Annotated in this window: 32 protein-coding genes; 15 read left to right on the top strand and 17 right to left on the bottom strand. The window is 43.5% G+C overall.

Features of this window, described 5'->3' with window-relative positions:
* Positions 1 to 244 precede the first annotated feature (244 nt).
* From H7968_RS12565 to H7968_RS12550, 4 genes are all read right to left on the bottom strand, one after another.
* Complete coding sequence (locus H7968_RS12565) at positions 245 to 1,234, bottom strand: NAD-dependent epimerase/dehydratase family protein (RefSeq protein ID WP_227396483.1); 990 nt, start codon at positions 1,232 to 1,234, stop codon at positions 245 to 247.
* 12 nt (positions 1,235 to 1,246) lie between these two features.
* Positions 1,247 to 2,137 (bottom strand): ABC transporter permease subunit, encoded by an 891-nt coding sequence (locus tag H7968_RS12560; RefSeq protein ID WP_227396482.1) that lies wholly within the window; start codon positions 2,135 to 2,137, stop codon positions 1,247 to 1,249.
* Positions 2,134 to 3,078 carry an ABC transporter permease subunit gene (locus tag H7968_RS12555; protein ID WP_227396481.1) on the bottom strand — a complete coding sequence of 315 codons (945 nt, stop codon included), beginning with the start codon at positions 3,076 to 3,078 and terminating at the stop codon, positions 2,134 to 2,136. The genes H7968_RS12560 and H7968_RS12555 overlap by 4 nt, the downstream gene beginning before the upstream one ends.
* Before the next feature lie 124 nt (positions 3,079 to 3,202).
* Positions 3,203 to 4,078, bottom strand: coding sequence for a M15 family metallopeptidase (locus H7968_RS12550; RefSeq protein ID WP_227396480.1), 876 nt, complete (start codon positions 4,076 to 4,078; stop codon positions 3,203 to 3,205).
* 170 nt (positions 4,079 to 4,248) lie between these two features.
* Here H7968_RS12550 and H7968_RS12545 point away from each other — a divergent pair, with 170 nt between their 5' ends.
* The 3 genes from H7968_RS12545 (at position 4,249) to H7968_RS12535 (ending at position 6,169) form a co-directional block, all read left to right on the top strand.
* On the top strand, positions 4,249 to 4,671 hold the full coding sequence (locus tag H7968_RS12545) for an organic hydroperoxide resistance protein (RefSeq protein WP_227396479.1): 423 nt from the start codon (positions 4,249 to 4,251) through the stop codon (positions 4,669 to 4,671).
* Positions 4,672 to 4,803: 132 nt separating this feature from the next.
* Positions 4,804 to 5,943: an MFS transporter gene (locus tag H7968_RS12540; protein WP_227396478.1), complete on the top strand. Its 1,140-nt coding sequence runs from the start codon at positions 4,804 to 4,806 to the stop codon at positions 5,941 to 5,943.
* A 64-nt stretch (positions 5,944 to 6,007) separates the two neighbouring features.
* Positions 6,008 to 6,169 carry a hypothetical protein gene (locus tag H7968_RS12535; RefSeq protein ID WP_166805832.1) on the top strand — a complete coding sequence of 54 codons (162 nt, stop codon included), beginning with the start codon at positions 6,008 to 6,010 and terminating at the stop codon, positions 6,167 to 6,169.
* 399 nt (positions 6,170 to 6,568) lie between these two features.
* Here H7968_RS12535 and H7968_RS12530 read toward each other — a convergent pair whose 3' ends face one another.
* The 3 genes from H7968_RS12530 to H7968_RS12520 all read right to left on the bottom strand — a co-directional run bounded on the left by H7968_RS12530 (position 6,569) and on the right by H7968_RS12520 (position 8,512).
* Positions 6,569 to 7,171, bottom strand: a complete 603-nt coding sequence (locus H7968_RS12530) for a pyroglutamyl-peptidase I (protein WP_227396477.1) — start codon at positions 7,169 to 7,171, stop codon at positions 6,569 to 6,571.
* Positions 7,172 to 7,330: 159 nt separating this feature from the next.
* Positions 7,331 to 7,615 carry a DNA primase gene (locus tag H7968_RS12525; RefSeq protein ID WP_227396476.1) on the bottom strand — a complete coding sequence of 95 codons (285 nt, stop codon included), beginning with the start codon at positions 7,613 to 7,615 and terminating at the stop codon, positions 7,331 to 7,333.
* 153 nt (positions 7,616 to 7,768) lie between these two features.
* Positions 7,769 to 8,512: an SDR family NAD(P)-dependent oxidoreductase gene (locus tag H7968_RS12520; RefSeq protein ID WP_227396475.1), complete on the bottom strand. Its 744-nt coding sequence runs from the start codon at positions 8,510 to 8,512 to the stop codon at positions 7,769 to 7,771.
* Between the two features lie 92 nt (positions 8,513 to 8,604).
* Here H7968_RS12520 and H7968_RS12515 point away from each other — a divergent pair, with 92 nt between their 5' ends.
* Positions 8,605 to 9,159, top strand: a complete 555-nt coding sequence (locus H7968_RS12515) for a sugar O-acetyltransferase (RefSeq protein WP_227396474.1) — start codon at positions 8,605 to 8,607, stop codon at positions 9,157 to 9,159.
* A gap of 365 nt (positions 9,160 to 9,524) precedes the next feature.
* On the opposite strand, the gene yidC is transcribed toward H7968_RS12515, so the two are convergent.
* The 3 genes from yidC to H7968_RS12500 form a co-directional block, all read right to left on the bottom strand.
* Positions 9,525 to 10,322 carry a membrane protein insertase YidC gene (gene yidC, locus H7968_RS12510; protein ID WP_227396473.1) on the bottom strand — a complete coding sequence of 266 codons (798 nt, stop codon included), beginning with the start codon at positions 10,320 to 10,322 and terminating at the stop codon, positions 9,525 to 9,527.
* Between the two features lie 31 nt (positions 10,323 to 10,353).
* Positions 10,354 to 10,635: a hypothetical protein gene (locus H7968_RS12505; protein WP_227396472.1), complete on the bottom strand. Its 282-nt coding sequence runs from the start codon at positions 10,633 to 10,635 to the stop codon at positions 10,354 to 10,356.
* A 250-nt stretch (positions 10,636 to 10,885) separates the two neighbouring features.
* Entirely contained in the window at positions 10,886 to 11,779 is an 894-nt protein-coding gene (locus H7968_RS12500; RefSeq protein ID WP_227396471.1) for a diacylglycerol/lipid kinase family protein, read from the bottom strand.
* Positions 11,780 to 11,905: 126 nt separating this feature from the next.
* Between H7968_RS12500 and H7968_RS12495 the strand changes: the two genes are divergently transcribed.
* Complete coding sequence (locus tag H7968_RS12495) at positions 11,906 to 12,715, top strand: DUF368 domain-containing protein (RefSeq protein ID WP_227396470.1); 810 nt, start codon at positions 11,906 to 11,908, stop codon at positions 12,713 to 12,715.
* Positions 12,716 to 12,809: 94 nt separating this feature from the next.
* Positions 12,810 to 13,139 (top strand): DUF4870 domain-containing protein, encoded by a 330-nt coding sequence (locus tag H7968_RS12490; protein ID WP_227396469.1) that lies wholly within the window; start codon positions 12,810 to 12,812, stop codon positions 13,137 to 13,139.
* 61 nt (positions 13,140 to 13,200) lie between these two features.
* On the opposite strand, the gene H7968_RS12485 is transcribed toward H7968_RS12490, so the two are convergent.
* Positions 13,201 to 13,824 (bottom strand): FMN-dependent NADH-azoreductase, encoded by a 624-nt coding sequence (locus H7968_RS12485; RefSeq protein WP_227396468.1) that lies wholly within the window; start codon positions 13,822 to 13,824, stop codon positions 13,201 to 13,203.
* Between the two features lie 185 nt (positions 13,825 to 14,009).
* Here H7968_RS12485 and pulA point away from each other — a divergent pair, with 185 nt between their 5' ends.
* The 4 genes from pulA (at position 14,010) to H7968_RS12465 (ending at position 17,438) form a co-directional block, all read left to right on the top strand.
* A complete protein-coding gene (gene pulA / locus H7968_RS12480) occupies positions 14,010 to 16,562 on the top strand; it encodes a type I pullulanase (RefSeq protein WP_227396467.1) in 2,553 nt (850 codons plus the stop codon).
* Positions 16,563 to 16,603: 41 nt separating this feature from the next.
* The gene (locus H7968_RS12475; RefSeq protein ID WP_227396466.1) at positions 16,604 to 16,792 is read left to right on the top strand and encodes a YqaE/Pmp3 family membrane protein; all 189 of its coding nucleotides are present in this window, start codon (positions 16,604 to 16,606) and stop codon (positions 16,790 to 16,792) included.
* A gap of 78 nt (positions 16,793 to 16,870) precedes the next feature.
* Positions 16,871 to 17,098, top strand: a complete 228-nt coding sequence (locus tag H7968_RS12470; protein ID WP_227396465.1) for a DUF2164 domain-containing protein — start codon at positions 16,871 to 16,873, stop codon at positions 17,096 to 17,098.
* Positions 17,099 to 17,180: 82 nt separating this feature from the next.
* Entirely contained in the window at positions 17,181 to 17,438 is a 258-nt protein-coding gene (locus tag H7968_RS12465) for a metal-sensitive transcriptional regulator (protein ID WP_134372393.1), read from the top strand.
* 32 nt (positions 17,439 to 17,470) lie between these two features.
* Here H7968_RS12465 and H7968_RS12460 read toward each other — a convergent pair whose 3' ends face one another.
* Positions 17,471 to 17,740, bottom strand: coding sequence for a hypothetical protein (locus H7968_RS12460; protein WP_227396464.1), 270 nt, complete (start codon positions 17,738 to 17,740; stop codon positions 17,471 to 17,473).
* A 111-nt stretch (positions 17,741 to 17,851) separates the two neighbouring features.
* Positions 17,852 to 18,310, bottom strand: coding sequence for a hypothetical protein (locus H7968_RS12455; protein ID WP_227396463.1), 459 nt, complete (start codon positions 18,308 to 18,310; stop codon positions 17,852 to 17,854).
* A 277-nt stretch (positions 18,311 to 18,587) separates the two neighbouring features.
* On the opposite strand from H7968_RS12455, the gene H7968_RS12450 reads away from it, so the two are divergent.
* The gene (locus tag H7968_RS12450) at positions 18,588 to 18,776 is read left to right on the top strand and encodes a DUF2187 family protein (protein ID WP_227396462.1); all 189 of its coding nucleotides are present in this window, start codon (positions 18,588 to 18,590) and stop codon (positions 18,774 to 18,776) included.
* Positions 18,777 to 18,959: 183 nt separating this feature from the next.
* Here the strand turns inward: H7968_RS12450 and H7968_RS12445 are convergent, their stop codons facing one another.
* The gene (locus tag H7968_RS12445) at positions 18,960 to 19,118 is read right to left on the bottom strand and encodes a hypothetical protein (RefSeq protein ID WP_227396461.1); all 159 of its coding nucleotides are present in this window, start codon (positions 19,116 to 19,118) and stop codon (positions 18,960 to 18,962) included.
* Positions 19,115 to 19,579, bottom strand: a complete 465-nt coding sequence (locus H7968_RS12440; protein ID WP_227396460.1) for a GNAT family N-acetyltransferase — start codon at positions 19,577 to 19,579, stop codon at positions 19,115 to 19,117. The genes H7968_RS12445 and H7968_RS12440 overlap by 4 nt, the downstream gene beginning before the upstream one ends.
* A gap of 123 nt (positions 19,580 to 19,702) precedes the next feature.
* Between H7968_RS12440 and H7968_RS18040 the strand changes: the two genes are divergently transcribed.
* The gene (locus H7968_RS18040; RefSeq protein WP_264476711.1) at positions 19,703 to 19,837 is read left to right on the top strand and encodes a hypothetical protein; all 135 of its coding nucleotides are present in this window, start codon (positions 19,703 to 19,705) and stop codon (positions 19,835 to 19,837) included.
* Positions 19,838 to 19,849: 12 nt separating this feature from the next.
* Here H7968_RS18040 and H7968_RS12435 read toward each other — a convergent pair whose 3' ends face one another.
* Positions 19,850 to 20,275: a pyridoxamine 5'-phosphate oxidase family protein gene (locus H7968_RS12435; protein ID WP_227396459.1), complete on the bottom strand. Its 426-nt coding sequence runs from the start codon at positions 20,273 to 20,275 to the stop codon at positions 19,850 to 19,852.
* 215 nt (positions 20,276 to 20,490) lie between these two features.
* Positions 20,491 to 21,474 (bottom strand): ABC transporter substrate-binding protein, encoded by a 984-nt coding sequence (locus tag H7968_RS12430; protein ID WP_227396458.1) that lies wholly within the window; start codon positions 21,472 to 21,474, stop codon positions 20,491 to 20,493.
* Between the two features lie 163 nt (positions 21,475 to 21,637).
* On the opposite strand from H7968_RS12430, the gene H7968_RS12425 reads away from it, so the two are divergent.
* From H7968_RS12425 to H7968_RS12415, 3 genes are read left to right on the top strand one after another with little or no spacing between them, the layout of a single operon-like run.
* Positions 21,638 to 22,639 (top strand): FecCD family ABC transporter permease, encoded by a 1,002-nt coding sequence (locus H7968_RS12425; protein WP_227396457.1) that lies wholly within the window; start codon positions 21,638 to 21,640, stop codon positions 22,637 to 22,639.
* On the top strand, positions 22,636 to 23,697 hold the full coding sequence (locus H7968_RS12420; protein ID WP_227396456.1) for a FecCD family ABC transporter permease: 1,062 nt from the start codon (positions 22,636 to 22,638) through the stop codon (positions 23,695 to 23,697). The genes H7968_RS12425 and H7968_RS12420 overlap by 4 nt, the downstream gene beginning before the upstream one ends.
* Positions 23,694 to 24,410: a hypothetical protein gene (locus H7968_RS12415; RefSeq protein ID WP_227396455.1), complete on the top strand. Its 717-nt coding sequence runs from the start codon at positions 23,694 to 23,696 to the stop codon at positions 24,408 to 24,410. The genes H7968_RS12420 and H7968_RS12415 overlap by 4 nt, the downstream gene beginning before the upstream one ends.
* Positions 24,411 to 24,419: the final 9 nt, after the last annotated feature.

Raw genomic sequence — 24,419 nt, 5'->3', positions numbered from 1 at the left:
TATAATTAAATAACATATAAAAAAAGCAGCGTTTTTCATGAAAAAACACTGCTTTTTTTATTTCCATGAGCGACAGCGGATTCAGTAAAAAACAATGAAATCAAAGGCTAGGTTAAAGAAAAAGAGTGTGTGGCCGATGGCGAAAATCATTCCAAGCTTTGATGTACGATTCATCACTACCACCCCTGTCTTAAGTTATAAGACTATTATACCACTTTTCTAAAAATTCAAACACCTTTTATTTCTATGATTGCACATCGGATAATATATTTTTTTCTTTTTCCTCTGTCATCCCGGCTTTCCATTGGTGATTTTCTCTTGAGGTCAACCAGAGATACGTATCGCTGATTGTTTCTTCAAGAGGACGGAAGGTTAAACCTTTTTGTGTCGCTCTTGTCGTATCAGCAAGAATAAATCCGTCCGGGATCTCTTCTGAGACAGGAATCCAGAATGGCACTTCAACAAATGGTGTGACATCGTGATTTTTGAGCGCTTCGTCCTCCACCCAGATAAAGTCAACATCTGAGTTGGTGACTCTTTTAGCAGTTGTCAGGTAGTCTTCCATGGTCGGAAAAGGTTTCGCACCAGCAGCATTATAAGTACCGTTCTCCTGCTTTTCCACCATGCGGATCATCCATTCACTCAGGTCCCTGACGTCAATCCACTGTACGTGACGAGCCGGCTTACCGGGTGCAACCGCTGTTCCACCTTTTGAAGCGCGCCAGACCCAGTAAGTAAAACGGTCGGTTGGATCATCTGGACCTACGATCAGGCCTGGACGGATTATCAATGAATCTTTTCCATAAATCGTTTTTACGACTTCCTCACTTTTTTGTTTGAGAGGACCATATGTAGCGCCATTTACTTCTTCTGTTTCCTCCTTAAGCTCCCCTAGCGGCGTATATTCCTCTACCGCAGGCCCCTTTGAAAAATCACTGTAAACAGAGATCGTTGATACGAACGTGTAATGCTTCACCCGGTCCTTCAGGAGCTCGGCAGTTTTTCTCACCTGGGATGGTACGTACCCTGAAACATCAATGACGGCGTCCCAGCTCCCTTCTCCGAGTGCAGAAAGATCATCATTCCGGTCCCCAGTCAGCTTCTTTACAGCGGGGAATAATTCAGCATTCGTTTTTCCACGGTTGAAAAGTGTCACCTCATGACCTGCTTTCAGCGCACTCTCTGTTATGTGTTTACCAAGAAACTGTGTGCCACCTAAAATCAATAACCTCATTTTCCTCACTCCTTAAATAGATTGTTGATAGCGCTCTTCATAAAAACGGCGGATCCCGTTGCTGAGCAGATAGAACGTCACCATCGTAAAAGTAATAAATCCAACAGTTGAAAGTACAACCCATTCTGCAGTGAATACATCCTGGTTGATGTTATCGAGAAGCGACGGCCAGATAAAAGAATTGTTCATTGTCTCGACGCCACCGCCTCTTATGGAACCGAAAGCATTTTGCAGATACACACCAATCACGGCAAATTGTGCAATTAAAAATAAGGTTCGACCCAGGTCATTAACAAAACTCGTCAGCATCATCAGGCGCAGCTCCGGCCAAAAGTACGCTTTAAATAAAGTAACGTTTGAGCAGCCTGTTACGATACCAGCTTCAAAAAAAGGTCTTTTTGAACTTTGAATCATGGACGTTCTGATCATATTGGCCGTTCGTCCGACCTCCACCAGTGCAATTGCAAGGATGAGCCAGAGCTGGCGGTGTTCAGAAAACATAATAAATGGCATGCCCGCAAAAAAGATGACAAAAAAGACAGGTGGCATAAAGGAAAACAGCTGGCTCCATACAGATAAGAAACCTTTCAACAATCCTGAATAATAGCTGCCAATCCCTAATATCGCAGCTACTGCAAAGCGGATCACCACAATCGTTACGATCACAAGTAACGTTTCCTTAGATCCTGCTACAAGAAGACTCAGCACGTCCCGTCCATCCCGGTCCGAGCCGAGCGGATCCTGTGGAGAAGGCGGGAATGGCGGAACCTCAATTCCTGAATCGGTAAATCTTGCCCCCTGCTGCGTCAGGCTGTCATCCACCATCGGAAGAAACGGACCTAAAAATGTGATAAACAATAAAATGATCAGCATGATGCTGCCCGTTGCTAAATGACGATTCATCCGTTGCTCCCCCTTTCATGAGGCAGCAAAAAAGTTCTTGCAACCTGACTGATCAGCCCTGCAAACAGAATCATTAAAGTGAAGAATAATGTAAAGGCAACAATAGCTCCTACGTCGACCATCAGTGATTGGCCATCCACTATCCGTTGCGAAGCAGCTACATACTCTTTAAAGTAGTAGGCCGCTCCACGATACTGCGTTAAATATTCAATGACAAACAAATTCGACAGTAAGTAAAGAACAACTGTGTTCGTATGGACAAAAATTTTAGCAAGTCCATTGCGAAGCATATGGATATAGAGCAGCTTAAAAGCAGGAACCCCTTTGGCTCTTGCTGTTCTTATATAATCCGCTCCCTGTTCCCCACTCAGTGCTGCATATGTAATATTCGCCAGATAGAACATCGGAAAAATAGATAAATAAATGACATTCATCACGACAGCCTCTATCGTCTCATGGGTGTACAACTTCAGGCCGGTCACGATCCCGTTGACGTTCAGATACATCATCGTCATCTGAATCATGATAATAAAAAACAGATCCGGCAGAGAAAGCCCGAGCCATGTTGTCTGAAGACCCGCACCCCTCCGTTTACCATGTCTTGTCTGAAAGTCGAATACACCTTTTGCAATACCAAGCAGGATGCTGACAAAAAACGCAGGAATAATCAGCCATAGACTCCTCTGAATCATTTCCCATGCATGTCCGAGAAGCGGTCTGTCATAACGGTCCGTTCCCAACCCTTCTCCGTTAATCAGCTGTATGAAAAAAGATTTTACATTTTCCACATGCGCGTCTGCTGAATAGGTATAATGAGCTGCTACAAATTCACCTGAAGCACCTGTCTCCATCTCCATTTCCCTGGGTAGGAGAAGGAGAATAAACAGCAGGCCGAAAGCAAACACCCACTGCAGAATAAGTTTTACGATATTTCTTCCCATGTGACTCCTCCATTTTTTAGACTCTTCTGAATAGTATAGCGAAAAAAACTGTTTAGGGAAACGAAAAAAAGACTGAATTTGCCAGTGGCAGTGATTCAGTCTTTTTGTATTGGTTACTATTCAATTAAATGCCGAGATATTCTTCAAGTGTCAATCCACTGTTATACACTTCAGTTGCAAGCTCCTTGCCAAGATAACGGAAATGCCACGATTCATATTGATACCCTGTGATTTCCTCTTTACCGGCTGGATAGCGCAGAATAAATCCGTATTCATGTGCATTTTCAGCCAGCCATTTCGCTCCGGCTGTATCCTTAAAGCTGTCTTCAGCCCAATGCTCTTCCTGTCCAGCTTCTCCGATATCAAATCCAAGACCGGTCTGATGCTCAGAGTAACCAGGACGGGCACTGAAACGATCTGCCTCTTCCTGACCGTGCTGATCCACGTAACGGTTGTATAAATCCACCTGATAATCGTACGAGCGGAATGTACTGAAGGCAACCAGTGTAATCCCTTCGGCTGAAGCTGCTTCTGCCATTTGATTAAAGGCAGCTCTTGCTTCCGGGTCTTCACCAGGCGCAAAGTCCGTTGGCAGTGGATGCTGTTTGTTCGCGATCAATACACCGTCTACATAATATGGCTCAGTTACGGTCTCAGGTGTTTTTTCAGGCTCCTGGGGTTCTGCAGGTGTTTCAGGGTCAGGCGTAACAGGCGTTTCTGCTTCTTCAGGAGGTTCCTCCGGAAGGTCCGGCTCTGGATTCTGACTTACCTGGTCTGAATCCGTTTCCGATTCATCAGCTGCAGGTTCATCGATCACTTCCGGAGATTCCTCCTGATTGACCAAACCCCCGAAAAGACCGTTAATGGCCGCATCTACCGACCAGTTATATGCACTCAATGCCCCAAGTGAGGCCCCTGCTAAAATTGTAACGGTTACACCAAGTGCAACCCACCATTTTGTTTTTTTCTTTTTTTCTGTGACAAGCGGTCCATTTCTCATGATGACAGTTCCCTTCCTGTAGCTCTCAGTTCCATTCTTTCAGTTTATCAAAAAAACGGCCTTCAATATATGATTTCACGAAAAGTCCTTAAATGTTTAAAAGACTGTAAAAAAGAGAAAGATATTGATATGCAGTTTCAACACAATGCAAAGAAATGGAGATGGATAGAATGGGAAAAGCGATTTTAACAAGTGCAGCAACCGCTAAAGGCGGAAGAAACGGACACGTACGCTCAGATGATGACTTAATCCAGCTGGATCTTGCCATGCCTGGTGATGGTCAGGACCCTGAAGGCAAATCAAATCCCGAGCAGCTGTTTGCCGCAGGATATGCAGCATGTTTTGACGGTGCCTTTAACCTGATGGCTAAAAACGCTAAAAAAGAAGTCGATCATTCTACGACTGCTCACGTCAGCCTTGAGAAAGACGAAGAGGATGGCGGTGTCAAAATTTCCGTTAAGCTCGCTGTGAAAGTGAGCGGCATTACACAGGAAGAAGCAGAGGATTTACTTGAAAAAACACATAACTTCTGCCCATACTCTAAAGCAACACGTGGCAATATTAATGTAGACCTTGAGATTACAGCTGAATAATACGCTTTAAAAGTCCTGCTCATGCAGGGCTTTTTTTATGGACAGAAAAAGATTCGTCACACATTTCTCAATCCTGTTTCACTGCGTGTTATACTGAAATTCGACAATTGAAACTGGACGGAGTGTGACGACATGAAACCGCAGGCATGGCTTTCCGTTAACTTTTTTGCGTTCTTTTTTACATGGGGCGTATTTCTGCCTTACTGGACAGGATGGCTTGTCTTTGAAAAAGACCTGAGCGTTGCTGCAGCAAGCTCTATTATTGCAGCCGGATTATTCGCCCGATCATTTTCTACTTTATTTTTATTCCCGGAACTCAGCAAGCGCTTCAGCTTAGCCGTTCTGATGAAACTTTTACCGGTTATTTCGACCGGGCTGTTATTATTGTTCATCCCCATTGATTCCTTTTTCGGATTAACACTGGTGATGATCCTGTTCAGCCTGTTCTACCCGAATATCCTGCCTATGATGGAGAGCAATGCCTCTCTTCTCATGAGAACAGATCATATCCACTACGGGCGAAGCCGTTCCTGGGGATCTGTCGGATATACCGTCGGCTTAATTGTAGTCGGTGTCGTGACAGGTATCTGGACGGAATCTGCTATTATGGGCGTGATGTTTGCGGGGTCATTACTGATGATTGCAGCGGCCTTCCAATCAGCTCCCGGTGCACTGCAGGAACGCGTCAGTCCTCAGCGTGGCGGCTACAAGGCCGTCTTTAAAACGCATGGCTTTCTCATCGTGATGACAATCTGCATTTTAATTCAAGGCGCTCACGCTGCTTATTATAATTATGGATTTATTTATCTTCAGGAACTGAACGTGTCAAATGGATACATAGGGTTCATTCTCAATATTGCGGTCCTGTCTGAAATCTTATTTTTCACCTTTGCAGACAGGCTGTTGAAAAACACACCGGTTTCCACTATGTTTATCATTGCTTCACTGGCCGCGGTCATCCGTTGGGTAGCTGTGGGACTATTTCCCACGTTGTGGATTTTTCTCATCACACAATTGTTCCACTCACTCACATTCGGACTCGCACATTATGCCTTTATCCGTTATCTCTACCGGACCGTTGAGAAACCGTTGATCCCGACTGCTCAGGGTGTCTACGCATCATTGGGCATGGGACTGAGTGCAGCCGTGCTCACTCAGATTGGCGGCGTGCTGTATGATGTTTCATCCGGACTTGCCTTTATCGGCATGGGTATCGCTGTTATTCCTGCTATTGCATTATCACTGGTGATGCACCGTAAAAAAATTGCATGACCCCCTTAAAGATTTGAATACCTCCGTATCATTTAACAACTAAACTAAGCGGAGGCATTCAATCATGAAGCGACTCACTGAACAAACCGTACAGTCCCTTTTAACCAAACTTGATACATCAATCCGCCAAAAAGAACGACGGGCTCTACTCGATTCTGTCCTTGAACTCGAACAAAAGCTCGCATCCTTCCAAAAGCGGATCGACGGACTGCAGTCCATTAAATAAATATGAAAAACAGCGGACCTTATTAAGGTTCGCTGTTTTTCTTGATGGGTGAATAAAGTGAACCGTGCCGGGTCATTCCTTCGCTTTCCATTGTCTAGCTGCGGTGAGCAGGGACTAGCAAACTTCCCGTCCTCTCGTCCGATAAGTCAACATCAGCTCACTGCGTTCGCTGTGTTTCCTTTATCTCCGTCGGGGCCGGTCCAGTTTGTACGTACCTCAACGCCCGCCTCCGCTTTTCCATGGCCGCGCAGTGAGCATGCTGGTACTTGATGTTGCTTTTTAAAAGAATTAAACACGAAGCATACTCAATCTCTTAAACCATTATTATTATAAACAGAGGCCCTTTTTATAGGCCTTTGTTTTATGTTAAGAAAGGCCACCCGGCCCGGCTTTACAAAATCAATTCAACTTTTCAATACACAACTTCACCGCTTCAGTCAGATCGCGCTGAGACCAGCTTGGCATCTTCCTGGACTCCACAGCGATTTCATGCGAGGACGGGATATGTATAAACCCGGATGGAATTGATTTCCCCTCACGCCTGATCTGATCAAGCATCCGATACATCACATGATTACACAAGTATGTTCCAGCCGTGTTTGAAATACTCCCCGGTAAACCGTGATCCTTTAAATGATCAATCATTTCCTGAATAGGCAGAGTGGAAAACAGTCCGTCCGGTCCATCATCGGCAATTTTTTCACCTTCCGGCTTGTACCCTTCGTTGTCTTTTTCCCCATCGTTACAGTTGATGGCGATCCGTTCAGGCGTAATGTGCGTTCTTCCTCCTGCTAACCCGAGTGATATGACAGCACCAGGCTGAATCTCTTCGTAGTGCTGGATCAAAAGGTCACCGGACTGCTGAAAGTCGACCGGCAAAATACGCCCCTCGATTGTCCAACCGTTAATCTCAGTCCCGTGGAGAGCGTTCACAACCTCCATTGTAGGATTCGTTTTGAAATGTAAAAACGGTTCAAAACCGGTTAACAGTAGTGTTTTCATATCCTCACCTCACATCTTTTCAATCAGCTTACCACTTTATTTAGGGGAACGAAAGGGTGTGAGGAGGTTCTCAAGATGAAGTAATTTCACCTGCAGATCTCACAAATCAAAAAACCGGGCTAACTCTAAAGAGTCAGCCCCGGCCATTGATCGTTTTTATTAAGATTCACTGTCTTCCTCGTTCATCTCATCTTCCATTTCATCCATGCCTTCATCAACATTTTCCTCTGTCTCATCCATACCTTCTTCTACGTTTTCTTCGGTTTCATCCATGCCTTCTTCCATATCCTCTTCCATGTTATCATCGGTGTTTTCATCCATCGGTGCCTCTTCTTCCGTGTCTCCTGTATCCATTGGTTCCTCAGTATCATCACCACATGCTGCAAGAACCCCAAGACTTAAAAATCCGGCTGCACCAACCTGTAAGTATTTTTTCCATTCCATGCTAATCCATCTCCTCTCAAAAATATCCAACATTATTGCCTATTGTTAGGATACCCATGAGAAATGATTTAAAAACAGACAAAGTGTAAATTTACCATTAAAAAACACATTGAAGATAACAGTTTGATTTCCATTGTAAATATATGACCTGATTTATTTTGTGCTCGGGAGGTAATCGTTAATATGATAGAGCTTTCCATTCACAAGCGCTTCCTCTAACAGGATTTTCACTAATACTCCCCCAACTTCCTCCGGTTTTCTCAGCTTGCCTTGTTCTTTATATTCTTTAAAGGCTTCTACCTGGGCAAATGAATCCTGTTTTGCGGAACGGATTTCCTTCTGCATACCGGTATCCATAATACTTGGGCTGAAGGAAATCATTTTGTGGCCCTCATCGCCCTGTTCAAGTGCAGCCGTTTCTGTAAATAAATTCAGTGCTGCTTTCGTGCTTCCATAGACGCTCCAGCCATGATTCGGTTTGTTGGCTGCACCGGAAGTGATGTTCACAATGACTAACTCCACTTTTTGTTCTGACGCCAGTTGGAAAGCCAGGTTAGACAGCACAACCGGCGTGACATAGTTTAACTGAATTGCTTTTTCGATGGCCTCTGCATCCATCTTCCCAACGGGTTCCATCGGCTGCACCGTACCTGCGTTTTGAATCAGGTATACTTTTTCAAGATCCTCCGGCTGTTCATGGAACCAGCCTTCTAAAAACGATACGGCTTCTTCCGTTACACCAAGATCGACTTTTTCATGATGATATTGCTGATGACCTTTTAACCCGCTATTTTCAGATCGCGATACATCTGTTACTTCAATTCCGTGTTTAATAAAGTGATTGGCTACAGCCGCTCCAAGTCCTTTTGATGCGCCTGTGACGATTGCTTTTCTCATATGATAACCTCCTTTGACTAAGTTCATTATAGTATGTCGGGCAACCGATTTCGAAAAGAAGCTGGTAAACTGTTTATGAGGAGAGGATATACATGACTGAAAAAGAATTAATGCTGGCCGGAGAAATGTATGACCCGCAGGACCCGCAGCTATTAAAAGAACGGATTTACGCACGAAAGATGTCACGGCTCATTAATGCCACAACCGAGGAAGAAGGCGAAGAACGCGTTCGTCTGCTGAAGGAGCTTTTCGGCTCAACCGGTGAGTCCATCTGGATCGAACCAAGCTTTCAGTGCGACTATGGCTCCAATATCCATGTCGGAAACCATTTCTTCGCAAACTTTGACTGTGTCATTTTAGATGTATGTGAGGTCCGATTCGGCGATCACTGCATGCTTGCTCCGGGCGTACATATTTACACAGCCACTCACCCGTTAAACGCAGCTGAACGTAACAGCGGCAGGGAGTTTGGAAAACCGGTAACATTTGGTGATAATGTTTGGATTGGCGGCGGTGCGATCATCAATCCCGGTGTGACAGTTGGTGACAATGCGGTCATTGCTTCAGGAGCGGTTGTGACAAAGGATGTTCCTGCAAATGTTGTTGTAGGTGGGAATCCAGCCCGTGTGATCAGGGAGATTGACTGAGAAACCGTGCGGGGACATTCCTTACTCGGTTGCAAGGTGCGTTTCTTGAGACCGGGATGAATGGGATGGCTGGCTGAATGGACGCCGCTTAGCTATCGACAGTAATTTAAGTGCTATCAACAAATACTGATGCGCTATCAACAAGAAACCGAGATGTATCGACATAAAAATAAGTGCTATCAACAATTCTGGCTTGTCGAGACGGTATTGCGACAGAAACAGCATCCCGATCGACAGAAATTAACGTGATAGCGACAGTAAAGACAATGAGTGATTGCGCCACCGCTCAGTTCATCACAAACAATGAAGGAACGAGTCGACACGGTTAATGAAAAAAGCTCTCCCAAAACCGGGAGAGCTTTCCGTTATTTCACCTCGCCTGCTGTTTCGCTGGAGGCTGTTTCTTTTTCAACTGCTTTTTCCGGATGGTTCCGGTAATATTTCTGTCCAATCAGCGTCTGGATAATCAGGAACAAACCGCCGACTGTCCAGTATAACGGCAGTGCTGCCGGCGCATTCAGTGAAATGACCATAATCATAATCGGAGAGATGTAAGTGAAGAGCTTCATCTGCTTTTTCTGTGCTTCCGGCAGATTGTGAAGGCTCACTGCACCCTGTACGAAATAAACGGCACCTGCTGCAAGCATCATGGCAATGTCAGGTGAACCGAGGTTGAACCAGAGAAATGAATGACTTGCGATCTCTTCTGAATAAGAAATGGCGAAGTACATTCCCATCAGGATCGGCATCTGGATCAGCAATGGCAGACAGCCCATGTTTAGCGGGTTCACACCGTGCTTACGGTATAATCCCATCATTTCCTGCTGAATTTTCATTTGATCTTCTTTTGACTCTGCTTCCTTCATACGCTTTGATATATCGTCCATTTCAGGTTTGAGGGCATTCATTTTTTCTTTCATGACCTGCTGGGTACGATAGTTTTTCAGCATCATCGGCATCAGGATGAGACGAATCAGCAGTGTGATCACGATAATGGCCATCCCGAAGTTTCCTCCGAGGAACGTTCCGATTTCGTGAATGCCGATTTCAAAAGGGTACACAAAGGCGTGATAAAATACGCCTGTTTCATTTTCAACTGCGGCACATCCGGACAGCAGGGCTGCTCCCAGTGCCAGCATCATGATCAATAAAGATTTTTTCATTTTCACCATTCCATTTCTTTTTTAATTTTGATTAAAGAAGAAATGGTGTTGGCTGTTCGTCACGGTCATCCGGACATTCTTTCCGTTTAATCGTGCGGACAAGCTGCATCGGGCTGCAAAAATGAAATAGACCCTGGAGCGCTGTTTCCCTGCCTGATTCAGATACTTCCGGCACAAAAAGCTGCTGCTCCCGTCTGCCCAGTCCGCTGAAGAATATCGGACGGTTCCAGCTCCAGATCATTAATAGCAAAAAGGCAATCGGAATCGTACCTTCATTCATCGATTCCATAATCGCCTGTATGATAAACTCCATGAAGAGAACTCCTTTAAGCTTGCAGGCTTTATTTATATAAGACTTTAAGCCTTGTAAGTCAGTTTGATTGATGTTGACTGCAGTATACACCCGAAAGCATAGGAAAAGCAATGATTAGAAGATATTGTTTGTGAGGAAATGCACAATAATACTTCCTGCTGCCCCGGCGGAATCCGTGACAGTCAGGTACTTTTCGAGGCCGCGCCTTAAGCTTCTTTGCCGAGGCCTACTCACCTGATAGTTAGATCCATCATTCCGACTCAGCAGGACAGAAAACCGGGATATGGCTTTTTAATACTTTAACTGTCAGCGGAACGTGTGCACCTTCGTCACCATCAACGTTAGAGATCAGGTCTTTCTCTGAATCAACGTGCACTTCTCCCGCTGTAAAGTATTCGACGTTCTCATCCTCTTCAAGCGTTCCTTTCAACAGGGAGGTCATAATGGCTACAAGCTTGTAAAGCGGAACATCTTTAATGATAAAACAATGAAGCTTTCCATCGTTTACTTCGGCATCAGGGGCAAGCTTTTCAAAACCTCCAACCGAGTTCGTCAGTGCCATAAGGAAAAGAAGCGCGTTTCCTTCCCATTTTTGATCATCATGGGTAAGAACCATGTCAAAGGGCTCTTTTTCCCTGATCGTTTTAAACCCTTCTATCATATAAGCCAGTGGACCAAGCTTCGTTTTCTGCTCAACCGACACGCCGAAGGTTGCTTCTGCAATCCCTCCAAGTGCAATGATATTCATAAAATATTTATCATTGATCTTACCAATATCAACTCTTTTTGGATGAGCTGTTTTTAATTGCTCAATCGCCTGCTCCGGATCCATTGGTATGTTCAGCGCCCGGGCAAAGTCATTCACCGTTCCCAGAGGAATAATCCCAAGTGTCGGCTGATATTCCTGATTGGCAAGACCTGTAATGGTTTCATTTAACGTACCGTCGCCTCCCATGGAGACAACCGCATCATATTGTTCATGGCATGCCTGCTCAGCAAATACTGTTGCATCATATTCTTTTTCCGTTTCTTTTAAGGTGACTTCATAGCCCATTTCTTTTAATGTGTTTAATACAGATTCTTTGTGCTTTAACGCCTCTTCTTTACCAGATGAAGGATTTAAAATAAGCATCGCCTTTTTCATCTCTGTTCCTCCCTTAAGACTTTTGATACCTTTTTGTCATTCCCTTTTTTCATTCATGACGAAACACACAAATTCCCGTATAATGTAGATTGTTGAATGAATCACAAACTTAAAGGAGTCTGACCTATGTTTGACTGGAGAAATATATTTCGCGGACTTGCGATGGGAACGAGCGATGTCATCCCTGGTGTAAGTGGCGGAACAATCGCTGTCCTGCTTGGGATTTACGATCAATTTATTAATGCTGTCAGTGGCATCACGACACGTGAATGGAAGAAGCATCTTCCGTTTTTATTAACACTTGGTGCAGGAATGGCTACTGCTATTTTGTTACTGAGTCACTTAATCGAGTGGCTTCTGGCGAACTATCCGCAGCCGACCAACTTCTTCTTCCTTGGATTGATTGGCGGTATATTACCTTACTTGTTAAGGGAATCAAATGCAAAAGAAAACTTTAAAGGTAAGCACCTTCTTCTATTATTTATCGGGGCAGTTATCGTTGCGAGTATGGCGTTTATTAACCCTTCAGAGGAGGGTGTGATTACGTCTGTTACGGTTTCGACGGCACTGCTGCTGTTTCTATCCGGTATACTGGCTAGTTCGGCTATGCTGTTACCTGGAATCAGCGGGTCATTCATTCTTCTCGTTATCGGGGTGTATGAAACAGCCATTTCAGCGATCACGAACCTTAACTTTGTCATCATTGCACTTGTAGGAGCAGGTGTGGCTTTTGGTTTTATCTTCAGCAGTAAAGCGATTCGCTACCTAATGAATCGCTTTCCAATCATGATGTATGCGTTCATTATCGGACTTGTTTTCGGTTCACTGTTTGTCGTGTATCCAGGTCTTACTTTTGAGCCGCTTAATGTCATCTTAAGTCTCGTTGCCGCTGTGGCAGGATTCTATACGGCGGTTACACTTGGCAAAAAAGGATAATAGGTTAAACCATTCCGTTCCATTATAGGCGGGATGGTTTTTTTGAATCTTTTTATCATTGAAATCCGTACAATAATAAAAAGGAGGCATCATCATGAATCGTGTGTCTGACGAACGTTTAGTTGCGGGGCTTATGTATTTCACAAGCTTTTTTACCGCTATAATCGGTCCCCTTGTTTTATGGTTTGTGAAACGGGATTCACTCTTCGTGCAAAAGCATGGCTATATGTATCTCAATTTCGTGATCAGTTATTTCCTATATCAGGCTGCTGCCGGCTTTCTGATTGTTTTTGGCATTGGGATCGTATTGAATGTGATCCTGGGTGTGCTGATGATTATTTTCACGGTTTTAGCAGGGATCAAAGCATTGCAGGGCGAGGTGTATCATATTCCTCTGACGATCCGTTTCTTCACCCCATCATAAATGTAAAACCCGCACACCTCATCAGCCTCAGACGCCTTGTGAGATGTACGGGTTTTTGATTTTATTCCATTCTTGCGAGCTTATTCGCAAGCTCCTTCGCTTCAGCCTTTGATTCTTCAAGAATCTTATCTGCCATGTCAGGGTACTGGCTCATCCCTTCGCAAATAACAGAGTCATATTCCTTAATGCCAAGGAATCGCATAATTTCACGGAGGTAGTCCTCTGAAAAATTAAGTCCGGTTCCCTTATAGACGCCGCCAACCGCTTCAATATGGACGGCTCTTTTACCTTCGACAAGTCCTTCCTGGCCTTCAGCAGTGTAGCGGAACGTTTTGCCCGGTATACAAAGCGAATCGATATACGTTTTAAGGCGCGGAGGGAAGAGCAGATTCCAAAATGGTGTCACGAAAACATACAGATCTGCTGACAAAAATTGATCAAGCACATCATCCATCGCCTTGACCTTTTCTTTTTCTGTTTCAGTAAACGGCTCCCCTGAACGATGTTTACCCCATGATGCCAGCACATCTTCATCGATTTCCTGAAGCTTCATTTCATACAGATGTGCATAATCTACTTCAACATCCCCCTGTGCCTGTTTCAACTCTTCGATAAAAGTATCTGCAATTTCTTCGCTGACAGATTTTTTATTGCGCGGGTTTGCATTAATGTATAAAACCTTCATATTTTCATTCCTCCCTCAAGATGGTCCTGCTACTATCCATATTACCTCTTTTTCTTACTTTTAAAAGCATTCGCACTTTTCAAAGTGCTTATATTTTGGACATAATGGGTAAAAAGAAGAAACAAGATCCCCCTGCCCCGGCGTATAGTAGAAGTAAAATCTTTTTTTGAAAAGGCGTGGTAACGATGGTGATTATACATCAGAATGAGGATTTTTCACCGGATCGCAAGCCCGGACACCTTCATAAGGAAGTAACCATTACACTTCATTATCACCGTTATGATCATGATTATGACGGGTGGAACCTGTGGGTATGGCTGGAAGGACAAAAAGGAAAAATGGTGGAGTTTTCCGGTCAGGATACCTATGGCAAAAAAGCAGTTTTTACGATGGAAGATCCTGCAGGTATTAAACGTGTAGGCTTTATCATTCGCAAAAGCACAGAAGAAAATGACTGGGCAAGCAAACGTTTTGATGATCGATTTATCTCTTCATTTAATAAGGAAGGTCAGGCTGAAGTCTGGCTGATGCAGGGAATGGAGAAGATTTATACTCAAATAAATGATATTACTGTTTATCCAAGTATTTTAAGTGCGAAGATGAACAAGTGGCATGAAATATGCGTCCGTACAAACCTTGCTTTTGACTGGGAACACGATAATATCGCGGTTAATCTTGAAGGCGCTACAATAAAAGATATACGGGTTAATAAGGATCACGAAGCATCTGACCTGGCCCATCAGCTGACAATTGTGACAAATGAAAAACTCTCATTAAGTCAGCGTTACCGGGTTGCCATTTCGCATTTTGGCTATTGTGACGTATCCTACGGAGATATTGTACGAACAAAACCCTTTGATCAGCGTTTTTATTACAATGGCTTTCTGGGTTCTTTTTACACACCAGAAAAAACTTCTTTTTCATTCTGGTCCCCTTCCGCTCATAAAGCAACGCTTGCCGTATACAAAGACCGCAACACAAAAGAACCACATCTTTATAAGATGAATCGGGGTCCGAATGGAACCTGGCATTTCGATCTTGATGGAGACTGGCATGAAGCGCGTTATTTGTACAGGGTAAAAATCGGGAAGGAATGGTTTGAGGCTGTTGATCCGTATGCTACAGCTGTGACAGTGAATGGCACACGCGGCGTGGTCATGGATATGGGCAAAACCAATCCTTATCACTGGAATCGCACGAAACCAACATTAACATCGCCTACAGATGCTATCATTTATGAACTTCATATTCGCGACGCTTCGATCCACGAAGAAAGTGGGATTTTACAAAAAGGAAAATATCTTGGCCTTGCAGAGCTCGGAACCGCTACACCCGACGGTTTTTCCACAGGGCTTGATTATATTGCAGACCTTGGAGTTACTCATGTGCAGCTGCTCCCATTTTTCGATTACTGGACTGTAGACGAAACGATGCTCGATACTCCTCAGTACAATTGGGGATATGATCCAAAGCATTTCAATGCACCCGAAGGATCGTATTCGACAGACCCGTATGATCCGGCGCTTCGTATAAAAGAATTAAAAACACTTATTCAGGCCATTCATGACCGTGGAATGAGGGTGATTATGGATGTTGTTTATAATCATGTGTATGACGTTAAGCGTTCACCATTCCACCTCCTGATGCCGGGTTATTACTTCCGCTATACACGGGATGGTCTATCCAACGGAACAGGTGTCGGGAACGATACAGCATCGGAACGGGCAATGATGAGACGTTTTATCATTGATTCAGTCGTCTATTGGGCCAAAGAGTATCATATCGACGGATTCCGATTTGACCTGATGGGGATACATGATGTGGAAACGATGAATGAAATCAGACTGGCTCTCGATGATGTAGACCCTTCCATCATCATTTTAGGTGAAGGTTGGGATCTTCAGACCTCTCTTTCCGGAAATAAAAAAGCAAACCAGGAAAATGCTTATAAAATGCCCGGTATCGCTCATTTCAATGACTCTCTTCGGGATGATTTGAAAGGAAGCAATTTCTCAGATCAGGATAACGGGTTTGTTAATGGCAGACCCGGATATCGTCATAGAATGCTGCAGGGAATATCAGCAGGCATGAAGGTTCCTTATGACCGGAAGTCTTTTGTATCGCCGGGGCAGGTTGTGAATTACGTGGAAGCACACGATAATCATACGCTCTGGGATAAACTGCAGCTGACCAATCCGGGCTCACCAATGATTGAACGAAGAAAAATGCACAAGCTTGCTACTTCTATTGTTCTACTGTCGCAGGGAATTCCGTTTTTACATGCAGGTCAGGAGTTTATGAGAACTAAACAAGGCGTTCATAACAGCTATCGTTCCCCTGATGCCATTAACCAGCTGGACTGGTTCAGGCGCGAAGAGTTTAATCAGGACATTGAGTTTGTGAAAGGGCTGATTTCCCTGCGAAAGTCAGCCCGGGTATTCAGGATGAGGTCTATGGAGGAAATCATGCAGAAGATGCACATTTATCCGACAGATGACCATGTAATTGCCTACAAACTTAACGGTGATGAGCATTCTCCATATAATGAATATATCGTGGTTCATAATGCACATGTGCATCCGGTTCCTTTTCACCTCGAGAAAAGTGGAACCTGGCATCTGCTTGTCGATGGCGAAAGTGCCAGCAGGGAGCCGCTCAGTATCGTCCGGTCAGACATGATTGAAGTGCCCGGTTTATCAACTTGCGTGGTTGCTTTACCGTTTAACCCAGGGTTATAGCGGGAATAGGCATGTTAGAAAATTGAAAGGCAGATGATTGCATGTTATACATTTTGGCCATCTTTTTACCTCCCCTGGCCGTGTTGTTCACAGGGAGGTTCGGATCCTTCTTGCTAAATATTCTGCTGACGATTCTCGGCTATATTCCGGGACTTATTCACGCCGTCATCGTTGTGAGAGATCAGCGTCACAGAAAAGAAATGAACCGCTATATGAACAAAAATAAATAAAGCAAAAAGCACCGGCCTGTCCGGTGCTTCTTTATGAATATCATGGCCTTCTTAATTTTTCGAAAAGGATTGATAAAAATGAAAGATCCATTTGCTTTTACAGCCGATGATAAAAAAATCATGGTTCAAAAAATACAGGGTTACTTTCTCGATGAATATGATGAAGATATCGGACAGTTGCGCGCCACTCTATTACTGGATTTTATGCTGAAGGAGATTGGACCAGCTATTTATAATCAGGGTGTCAATGATTCACACCGCTTTTTTGCAGAAAAACTGGAGGATCTGTTCGAAATTCAAAAATAAGACATCGTTCTTTACAATCCCTTCATCTCCTTATACGATAGAAATACGATTACTATTCACTATACTCAAAGGAGTTCTCTATATGAATTACGATAAACAACAGCTCAACCGCTTAAAGCGTGCTGAAGGTCAGATCAAAGGAATTATCCGTATGATGGAAGAGGGAAAAGACTGTAAGGATGTCATCACCCAGCTTTCTGCCACCAGAACCGCACTTGATCGGACCATCGGATTAATTGTTGCACGAAACCTTGAAGAATGTCTGCGAAATGCAAAAGAAGGTGAAGAATCGGCCGACTATATCAATGAGGCTGTTCAACTCCTGGTAAAATCGAGATAAAAAAGAGGCTGGAAACCGCTCCAGCCTCTTTTTTATGCGCCGGTTCGAATCCGGTCTTTATATCTGGCAATACTTTTTTCAACACTTGCTGCGAGCTGTTTCTCAACACGTCTCTCCATCCATCTTGTGGTCAAAGAGTGTAAAAACATCAGGATGATAAACGGTACAATGCTTATGTAGATGAGCTGTGAAAACCCCTGGAGGACTCCTTGCAGAATAAACCACCAGTAACTTAGGTAAATCAAAGTAAAAATGAAATTAATCCAACCATCATGTGAAGATTTTCTTCTTTTTTTACTCATATATTCACCTGCCTATCCCATTTGGTAAGGCTATTGTACCATTAATCGTCAGAAAATTCACACCTATTTGTGATGATTCGACAGATGATTTTTTTGTTGTCCCGTGACTAACTAAGCAACAGTATGATAAACCTGCTCAAGATATTGAATGCTTTGACTGAGTGATACGAGCAATGACACAGCAACTACCACTGTCAGGACAAATAGTCCAAGCGCTATTAAATCCTTTACCCTGTAACCCTGCTCTTTACGATTTTGATAAGCCGGTAATATTCGCTGTACTAAGTACACTATAAAAATCCCCAGCGTCAGTACGAGAATCCATGATTGAATCGCGCGGTCAACCTCATTTTGATAAAGCACATAACTGAGCGCCTCATCGTCCGCTACCTGATCCGTTACCTTCTCTTTTCCAAAGACACCACGCTCAAGCGTGATCTGCTCCGTTTCTTCGTTATAGATATATCCATAGCCACCAGGATAGATATTAAATAAAACAGCCATTGAAATCAGCATTATAATAATGCTGTATGCTCCTGCTGTATACCAGAAAGACTTCCTGCTCTTCATGTTACCCCCCCGTGAAAACGCCATTACGGTCCATTTTATCAAACCGCATTTAATAAAGTAAGTTAAATGATGCATAGTCTGAAAATCTTTTTCGTGAAAATTACAGAAATTTCACCCTATTTAAGATTATTTATAGTAGAATACTTAAGTAATAATGGGGTATAGAGAAATGAATGCGTGTACAGTTCAGGAAGTATAAGCGTTTGAAGGAAGAAAAGTCTGCGTTATAATAGAGCAGACAATCGGATATTTTACTTTAGGATATGGGGTGCTGATTATGACACAGGCAAATGTAGGTCAAAAAATTAAATTTACTCGCCATGGTTTTGATATTACAGGTGAAGTAACCAAAATTCTTGAGCGATCCGTAATTGTAAATATATCAGAAGAAGATGCATTGCTATTGGATTATGGAACCAATTTCACCGTTGTGTCCCATGAAAATTATGAGATTATCGAAAAGTAAACATACGTGAGCAGGTTCATAGTCTGATCAACAAAGTCACCAAAAGCTGCCCATTCAGGCAGCTTTTTCTCATCGTTACATCATCATTTATAGACAATTTTATTGAAAAGTTCTTCAGACAACCATCCCGGGCTCGACTCACCGCAGACTCCTGAGGTGGAAAGAATGTCTCCTGCGCGGTTTCTAAATATTTCTCTCCTCATAAAACTCCCCAATCCCAACTTCACCTATCAGCCCAGTTGACATTCTCTCAGGATTAAAATTCGCAATCACAACAAAAATACCCAAAATCATCAACAGAACAAACACTACAATTCCGATCACAATTTTGTTCCCGCTCATTTTGCGTCACTCGTTTCCTTAATCGTCATAACCATATCTACATGCGGAATACCATCATCAAGATATTCTTCAGAAGTCGCTTCAAAACCAAATGATTCATAAAAGTCTCTCAAGTACGTTTGAGCCTGCAGCTTAATTTCTTTTTCTTTCCAATCATTTACCATAATATCTATGGACCGCTGAACTAATAGCCTTGCCAAACCATTACCACGGAATTTCTCCGGCACAATAATCCGCCCTATAGACGCGATATCATATTTCACTCCTCTTTCCAATAACCTTGAATATGCGGCCAGCTCCCCATCTATTTTCAACGACAGGTGCCAGCAATCAGGATCATGCCCATCGATTTCGTGATACGCACACTCCTGCTCCACCACGAAAATCGCATTTCTGGCCTGAAGAATGTTGTACAGCTCCCTTGTATTTAATTCGTCAAACCGCTTCAATTCCCAGTTCATAATGATTCCTCCGTTCTTTCATCCGATACATGAATCCATTATAATCAAATCACCCGTAACTTTCATGTTCAGATAAGTAAGATCAATGATATCAGCATAAAAAAATCTACAGGAGGGATTCAGATGGACGCAGCCATTGACTGGATATTTCAGCTTTTATTTGGAGCCGGACTGATTTTTATTCTTGCCGTCGGTCTTATTTTCATAACACTTTTACAAAAGCAAAAAAATAAGCATCCCGACGATGATCATCGTTAGGATGCTTATTTTTTACTGATCCAGTTCAAGCGTTTGCGGTTCTTCTCCGGAATTCATCAGACGGATAGACGTTGGTTCAATTTCAAGCACAATATAAGTTGGATCATCCGGACCTTCAAACCAGTTTGAAAAACGATCATTCCAAAGCTTATGACGGATCTCCTCTGAATCCCTTATAACAGCCGTACCTTCTATCTCTACATAAGAATCAGCGTAGCCTTCCCCATCATACCCCAATAGAATATGTACAAAAGGGTTCTCATCAACCTCATCTGCCTTATGGGTATCACTGCTTGTCGGTGTATGCAACACCAAACCTTCATTGTAAAATGTCATATAACGGGAATGCGGACGGTTATTTTTTACAGTAGCAAGCGTTCCTACCTTATTATTTTCAATAACACTCATAATGTGATCTTTCAATTCCTTCTGATTCATTCCAACCATCTCCTTTATTGTTGTCTGCCTTTATTATTTCCACAAAAAGGGTAGTTAAAAACCTACGAATGTTTTATTTCAAAAAAGAAAGGCGAACCCATAGCTGATCAACAGCTGTTCACTACTGGACTGCGTTGGAATGGCCTTGCCCGATTTATAAATCTGATAACTGAAACAGGCTGCAACAATTGTCGCAGCCTGTTTCAATTTATCTATTATTCACTTAAAAAATAGCTCTCAATATCATCCAGCATCACATTAGCTGCAAGAACACCTCCGGCAGTATTCCAGATAGTATCACTTACTTCCTGAACGTTTCCTGCTTTTACAACCTCAAGATTTTGGAATAATGGATCATTCAGCCAGTCTTCCTCTGTTGCGTTTCCTTCTCCGTCACCTGTTTCATAAGTGAAATAGAATAGTACGTCCCCTTCCATCGCACCAACACGCTCTTTTGTGACACCGTCTTCAGCAAAATCATCGATATCCTGTTCTTCAGGACGGGCAAACCCTAACTGATCGAGGATAATGCCTGAGAACGAATCCTTATGATAAATTCTGGTGTCCCCTGCAAGGAAACGGACCATTGAAATTTCTTTTTCAAGATGTCCACCTTCTTCAAGCGCTCCACTTAATTCTTCCACACGCTGATCAAACTCACTGATCACCTGTTCGCCTTCTTCAGACTTATTTAAAGCTTCAGCATAAAGAGCGAAGTTTTCTTTCCAGTCACCCTTAAGTGTTTCAGACATAACAGTTGGGGCAATCTGGTTCAACTGTTCATATACAGCTTCCTGACGAAGTTTTGTACCAATAATCAGGTCCGGTTTAAGAGCAGCAATCGCTTCAACATTTACTTCACTTTCTGTCCCTACGACCTCTACTCCCTCCATTTGATCAGAGATGTGATCGTACCATGGGTCACCTGTCCATGATTGTACCGCTCCAACAGGTGTTACCCCCATTGATAAAAGAGCTTCCGTACCTTCGTTAGTCAGGATCACGACCTTTTCAGGTGTTCCTTTGATCTCAGCTGTACCCATTGCATGTTCAACTGTGTATGTTTCACTTGTTTCCTCAGAACCACCGCCGTCAGCAGCCGGTTCCTCTGATGTATTTTCATCTGAATTTGAGCCGCATGCCGCCAGCACGAGCGTCAGTAAGCCAATCAGAAGTAAGAAAAGGTTAAACTTTTTCATTTGCAAGATACTCTCCTTTTAGTAATAGTGATTATCATTCTCAAAGCTATTTCATCATAAAATATTCAGAAAGCAATGTCAATATCTAAATGAAAATGATTTTCATTAGCTGTTATATTCGTTATAATAGAACTAATTGTGTGTCAGGAAGGAACGGACTTTTATGAAATCTTCACGGCTTTTTGTCTTATTATCAATGACAGGCTCATTTTTGCTTATGTGTTTGCTTATATTGGCCAGTGTTCGATTTGGCTATCAGCAAACATCGTTCAGTCAGATTATAGCTTCATTTAATGCTTTTGATGGATCTAACGAACATTTGATCATTCAATCTGTTCGTGTTCCACGTGCACTCATCGCTGCAGCCATAGGTGCGTCTTTAGCCGTTGCTGGCGTTTTAATGCAGACGTTAACGAAAAACCCACTTGCATCACCGAGTATTTTTGGTATCAATGCAGGAGCAGGATTGGCTGTTGTAATGGGGGTAACGCTCTTTGGTGTCACTTCCATTCAAATGTTTGCAGTACTTGCATTCATTGGAGCAGCCGTTGCAATGGTTTCTGTGTATGCGCTTGGATCATTGGATCAAAAAGGATTGTCCCCTCTTCAGCTGACGCTCGCCGGCGCTGCATTATCAGCTCTTTTTGGATCAGTGACGCAAGGGCTACTCGTTTTAAATGAATCTGCTCTTGAACAGGTGCTCTTCTGGCTTGCCGGTTCGGTTCAGGGAAGAGACCTGGCGCTGCTTCAAACGGCGCTACCTTATCTTGCAGCAGGATTTATAATCGCAATGTTTTTCTCGAGGTCCTTTAATGTTCTGGCGATGGGTGATGATGTCGCTAATGGACTTGGTGTCAAAACCGGTGTGTTGAAAATCTGGATTGGGATCATCGTCGTACTTTTAGCTGGCGGTGCTGTTGCTGTAGCAGGCCCGATTGGCTTCATCGGGATTATGATTCCACATTTAGCCAGGAAGTGGATTGGTGTTGATCACCGTCTGTTAATTCCGATGTCTGCTTTTTTAGGGGCCAATCTGTTACTGGCTGCTGATATTGCCGCACGCTATGTGATCATGCCTCAGGAGGTTCCTGTTGGGGTTATGACAGCAATTATCGGGACGCCAATCTTTATTTACATTGCAAGAAAGGTGGGAACTTCATCATGAAGCGATTTATTCCGATTCGTCTAGGATCGAAGGGGCCCTCCTTTTTATTTGATCAACGGACGGTTTTGCGAACGATTGTGGCTCTAATCGTTGTAACGGGCGCTTTCTTAATCAGTCTTGGCCTGGGTGATGTGTGGATTCCGCCGCAGGATATTTTACAAGTCTTATTCGGTAGCGGAGAACCACTGAATGAATTAATCGTGAAGGAATTCAGACTTCCAAGAATTCTGATTGCCCTGCTGGTTGGCATCGCACTTGCCGTAGCCGGAGCGCTGCTTCAGGGAATGGTCAGAAACCCATTGGCATCGCCTGATATCATTGGTATTACTGGTGGTGCAAGTGTATTCGTCGTCGGCTTTCTCGTGCTTTTCAGCGACTCCAATGGAGCATTATCAGTTTCTATTCAATGGTTACCGGTAGCAGCTTTCCTTGGGGCTCTTACAGCTGCTATACTCGTTTATGTGTTTTCTTGGAAAAACGGACTTTCCCCGATTCGGCTTGTGCTGATCGGTATTGGTTTCTCATTATTAATGAATGCATGTACCACAATGCTGATGCTGATTGGCCCAATTTACCGTGCAAGTCAGGCGAATATCTGGATTACAGGGTCTGTTAACGGTTCAACCTGGAGCCAGGTCTGGATCCTGCTTCCTTGGGTTGGGGTTCTATTTTTGTTAAGTTTACTTATGGCACGTCATCTCAACCTGCTTGAGCTTGGAGATGATATAAGCACATCAATGGGATCCATCGTTTCGAAACAGCGTATTTTTATTCTACTGTTAAGTACAGGTCTTGTCGGAGGTTCGGTTGCCTTTGCAGGAGGAATCGGGTTTGTGGGCCTCATGGCGCCGCACCTCGCCAGAAAGCTTGTAGGTTCATCTTACGGGGCGCTGATTCCAATGGCTGCTCTGATTGGCGCAGGACTTGTGATGCTGGCAGATCTGCTCGGCCGCCTTATTGCTGCACCTCTTGAAGTTCCGGCAGGTGTATTTACTGCAGCGATCGGTGCGCCTTATTTCATATATTTACTCTTTAAAGAAAGGAGCCGCAAATCATGAACCGGCAGGCCTTATTCGATTATCTTGAAGAAGTTCTTCCCGTGATATTTGATGAACCAGCTCTGGGTCCAGAGTGGGACGTTTCTGCCTGGCTGAATCCTGATTTCGCTGCTGAGGATATTATGCATATTAAAACACTTCAGGACGCCCCTAAGCTGATGGTTGCCGGCTCTCTTTCTATGAAGAGAACGGCACATGTCCTGATTTGTGCTCTCCTTGCCTATTATAAAGAAGGTGTTCAGTGGAATTTAGCTGCTTCTGATATCCGGATTGCCTATGAAGCTGACGCACCTTTTGGTATCAGGCTTCATATCAGTCATGCAGTCGCGTATAAAGAGACCATGGACAGTAAAGCTTATTTTCATAAACTGTACTTCGACTGGTGTAAACCTCTCATTCTATCCGTTGAAAAAGCAGCCAAAGTGAACAAATTGGTATTATGGGAAAACTTCTTTATTTATATCAGATGGTTTTATTTAACGCTGGCACCTAAACTGAGTGATCTTGATCAGCAGAACTGGGAAGATGAGCTGAGCAGATGGACCGGGAAAACGTTTTTTGGCATTCATGAAACGAACCCTTTTTATCACCTGAATGAATTTAAAGCAAAACGCTTAATGGAGGATGGCAGTCGTGTCAGAAGTACATGTTGTTATAAGGTCCAACTGCCAGGAGGAAAAAATTGCAAAACATGCTGCCAGTTGAAAGCATAAAAAAGTGCC

This window comes from Jeotgalibacillus aurantiacus (assembly GCF_020595125.1).
GTDB lineage: Bacteria > Bacillota > Bacilli > Bacillales > Jeotgalibacillaceae > Jeotgalibacillus > Jeotgalibacillus aurantiacus.
Note: the sequence above shows the minus strand (reverse complement) of the source record. Positions and strands in the feature narration are given on the sequence as shown.

Coding starts and splice junctions, on each gene's coding strand:
- H7968_RS12520 (WP_227396475.1), bottom strand. CDS start 8,512: ATGAGAAAAGCAATCGTCACAGGCGCATCAAAAGGACTTGGAGCGGCT.
- H7968_RS12420 (WP_227396456.1), top strand. CDS start 22,636: ATGAAGCGATTTATTCCGATTCGTCTAGGATCGAAGGGGCCCTCCTTT.
- pulA (WP_227396467.1), top strand. CDS start 14,010: ATGGTGATTATACATCAGAATGAGGATTTTTCACCGGATCGCAAGCCC.
- H7968_RS12550 (WP_227396480.1), bottom strand. CDS start 4,078: ATGAGAAATGGACCGCTTGTCACAGAAAAAAAGAAAAAAACAAAATGG.
- H7968_RS12435 (WP_227396459.1), bottom strand. CDS start 20,275: ATGAATCAGAAGGAATTGAAAGATCACATTATGAGTGTTATTGAAAAT.
- H7968_RS12535 (WP_166805832.1), top strand. CDS start 6,008: ATGAAGCGACTCACTGAACAAACCGTACAGTCCCTTTTAACCAAACTT.
- H7968_RS12460 (WP_227396464.1), bottom strand. CDS start 17,740: ATGAGTAAAAAAAGAAGAAAATCTTCACATGATGGTTGGATTAATTTC.
- H7968_RS12425 (WP_227396457.1), top strand. CDS start 21,638: ATGAAATCTTCACGGCTTTTTGTCTTATTATCAATGACAGGCTCATTT.
- H7968_RS12555 (WP_227396481.1), bottom strand. CDS start 3,078: ATGGGAAGAAATATCGTAAAACTTATTCTGCAGTGGGTGTTTGCTTTC.
- H7968_RS12450 (WP_227396462.1), top strand. CDS start 18,588: ATGACACAGGCAAATGTAGGTCAAAAAATTAAATTTACTCGCCATGGT.
- H7968_RS12415 (WP_227396455.1), top strand. CDS start 23,694: ATGAACCGGCAGGCCTTATTCGATTATCTTGAAGAAGTTCTTCCCGTG.
- H7968_RS12525 (WP_227396476.1), bottom strand. CDS start 7,615: ATGGAATGGAAAAAATACTTACAGGTTGGTGCAGCCGGATTTTTAAGT.
- H7968_RS12565 (WP_227396483.1), bottom strand. CDS start 1,234: ATGAGGTTATTGATTTTAGGTGGCACACAGTTTCTTGGTAAACACATA.
- H7968_RS12545 (WP_227396479.1), top strand. CDS start 4,249: ATGGGAAAAGCGATTTTAACAAGTGCAGCAACCGCTAAAGGCGGAAGA.
- H7968_RS12475 (WP_227396466.1), top strand. CDS start 16,604: ATGTTATACATTTTGGCCATCTTTTTACCTCCCCTGGCCGTGTTGTTC.
- H7968_RS12530 (WP_227396477.1), bottom strand. CDS start 7,171: ATGAAAACACTACTGTTAACCGGTTTTGAACCGTTTTTACATTTCAAA.
- H7968_RS12470 (WP_227396465.1), top strand. CDS start 16,871: ATGAAAGATCCATTTGCTTTTACAGCCGATGATAAAAAAATCATGGTT.
- H7968_RS12540 (WP_227396478.1), top strand. CDS start 4,804: ATGAAACCGCAGGCATGGCTTTCCGTTAACTTTTTTGCGTTCTTTTTT.
- H7968_RS12560 (WP_227396482.1), bottom strand. CDS start 2,137: ATGAATCGTCATTTAGCAACGGGCAGCATCATGCTGATCATTTTATTG.
- H7968_RS12430 (WP_227396458.1), bottom strand. CDS start 21,474: ATGAAAAAGTTTAACCTTTTCTTACTTCTGATTGGCTTACTGACGCTC.
- yidC (WP_227396473.1), bottom strand. CDS start 10,322: ATGAAAAAATCTTTATTGATCATGATGCTGGCACTGGGAGCAGCCCTG.
- H7968_RS18040 (WP_264476711.1), top strand. CDS start 19,703: ATGGACGCAGCCATTGACTGGATATTTCAGCTTTTATTTGGAGCCGGA.
- H7968_RS12495 (WP_227396470.1), top strand. CDS start 11,906: ATGTTTGACTGGAGAAATATATTTCGCGGACTTGCGATGGGAACGAGC.
- H7968_RS12500 (WP_227396471.1), bottom strand. CDS start 11,779: ATGAAAAAGGCGATGCTTATTTTAAATCCTTCATCTGGTAAAGAAGAG.
- H7968_RS12445 (WP_227396461.1), bottom strand. CDS start 19,118: ATGAGCGGGAACAAAATTGTGATCGGAATTGTAGTGTTTGTTCTGTTG.
- H7968_RS12515 (WP_227396474.1), top strand. CDS start 8,605: ATGACTGAAAAAGAATTAATGCTGGCCGGAGAAATGTATGACCCGCAG.
- H7968_RS12485 (WP_227396468.1), bottom strand. CDS start 13,824: ATGAAGGTTTTATACATTAATGCAAACCCGCGCAATAAAAAATCTGTC.
- H7968_RS12490 (WP_227396469.1), top strand. CDS start 12,810: ATGAATCGTGTGTCTGACGAACGTTTAGTTGCGGGGCTTATGTATTTC.
- H7968_RS12505 (WP_227396472.1), bottom strand. CDS start 10,635: ATGGAGTTTATCATACAGGCGATTATGGAATCGATGAATGAAGGTACG.
- H7968_RS12465 (WP_134372393.1), top strand. CDS start 17,181: ATGAATTACGATAAACAACAGCTCAACCGCTTAAAGCGTGCTGAAGGT.
- H7968_RS12440 (WP_227396460.1), bottom strand. CDS start 19,579: ATGAACTGGGAATTGAAGCGGTTTGACGAATTAAATACAAGGGAGCTG.
- H7968_RS12455 (WP_227396463.1), bottom strand. CDS start 18,310: ATGAAGAGCAGGAAGTCTTTCTGGTATACAGCAGGAGCATACAGCATT.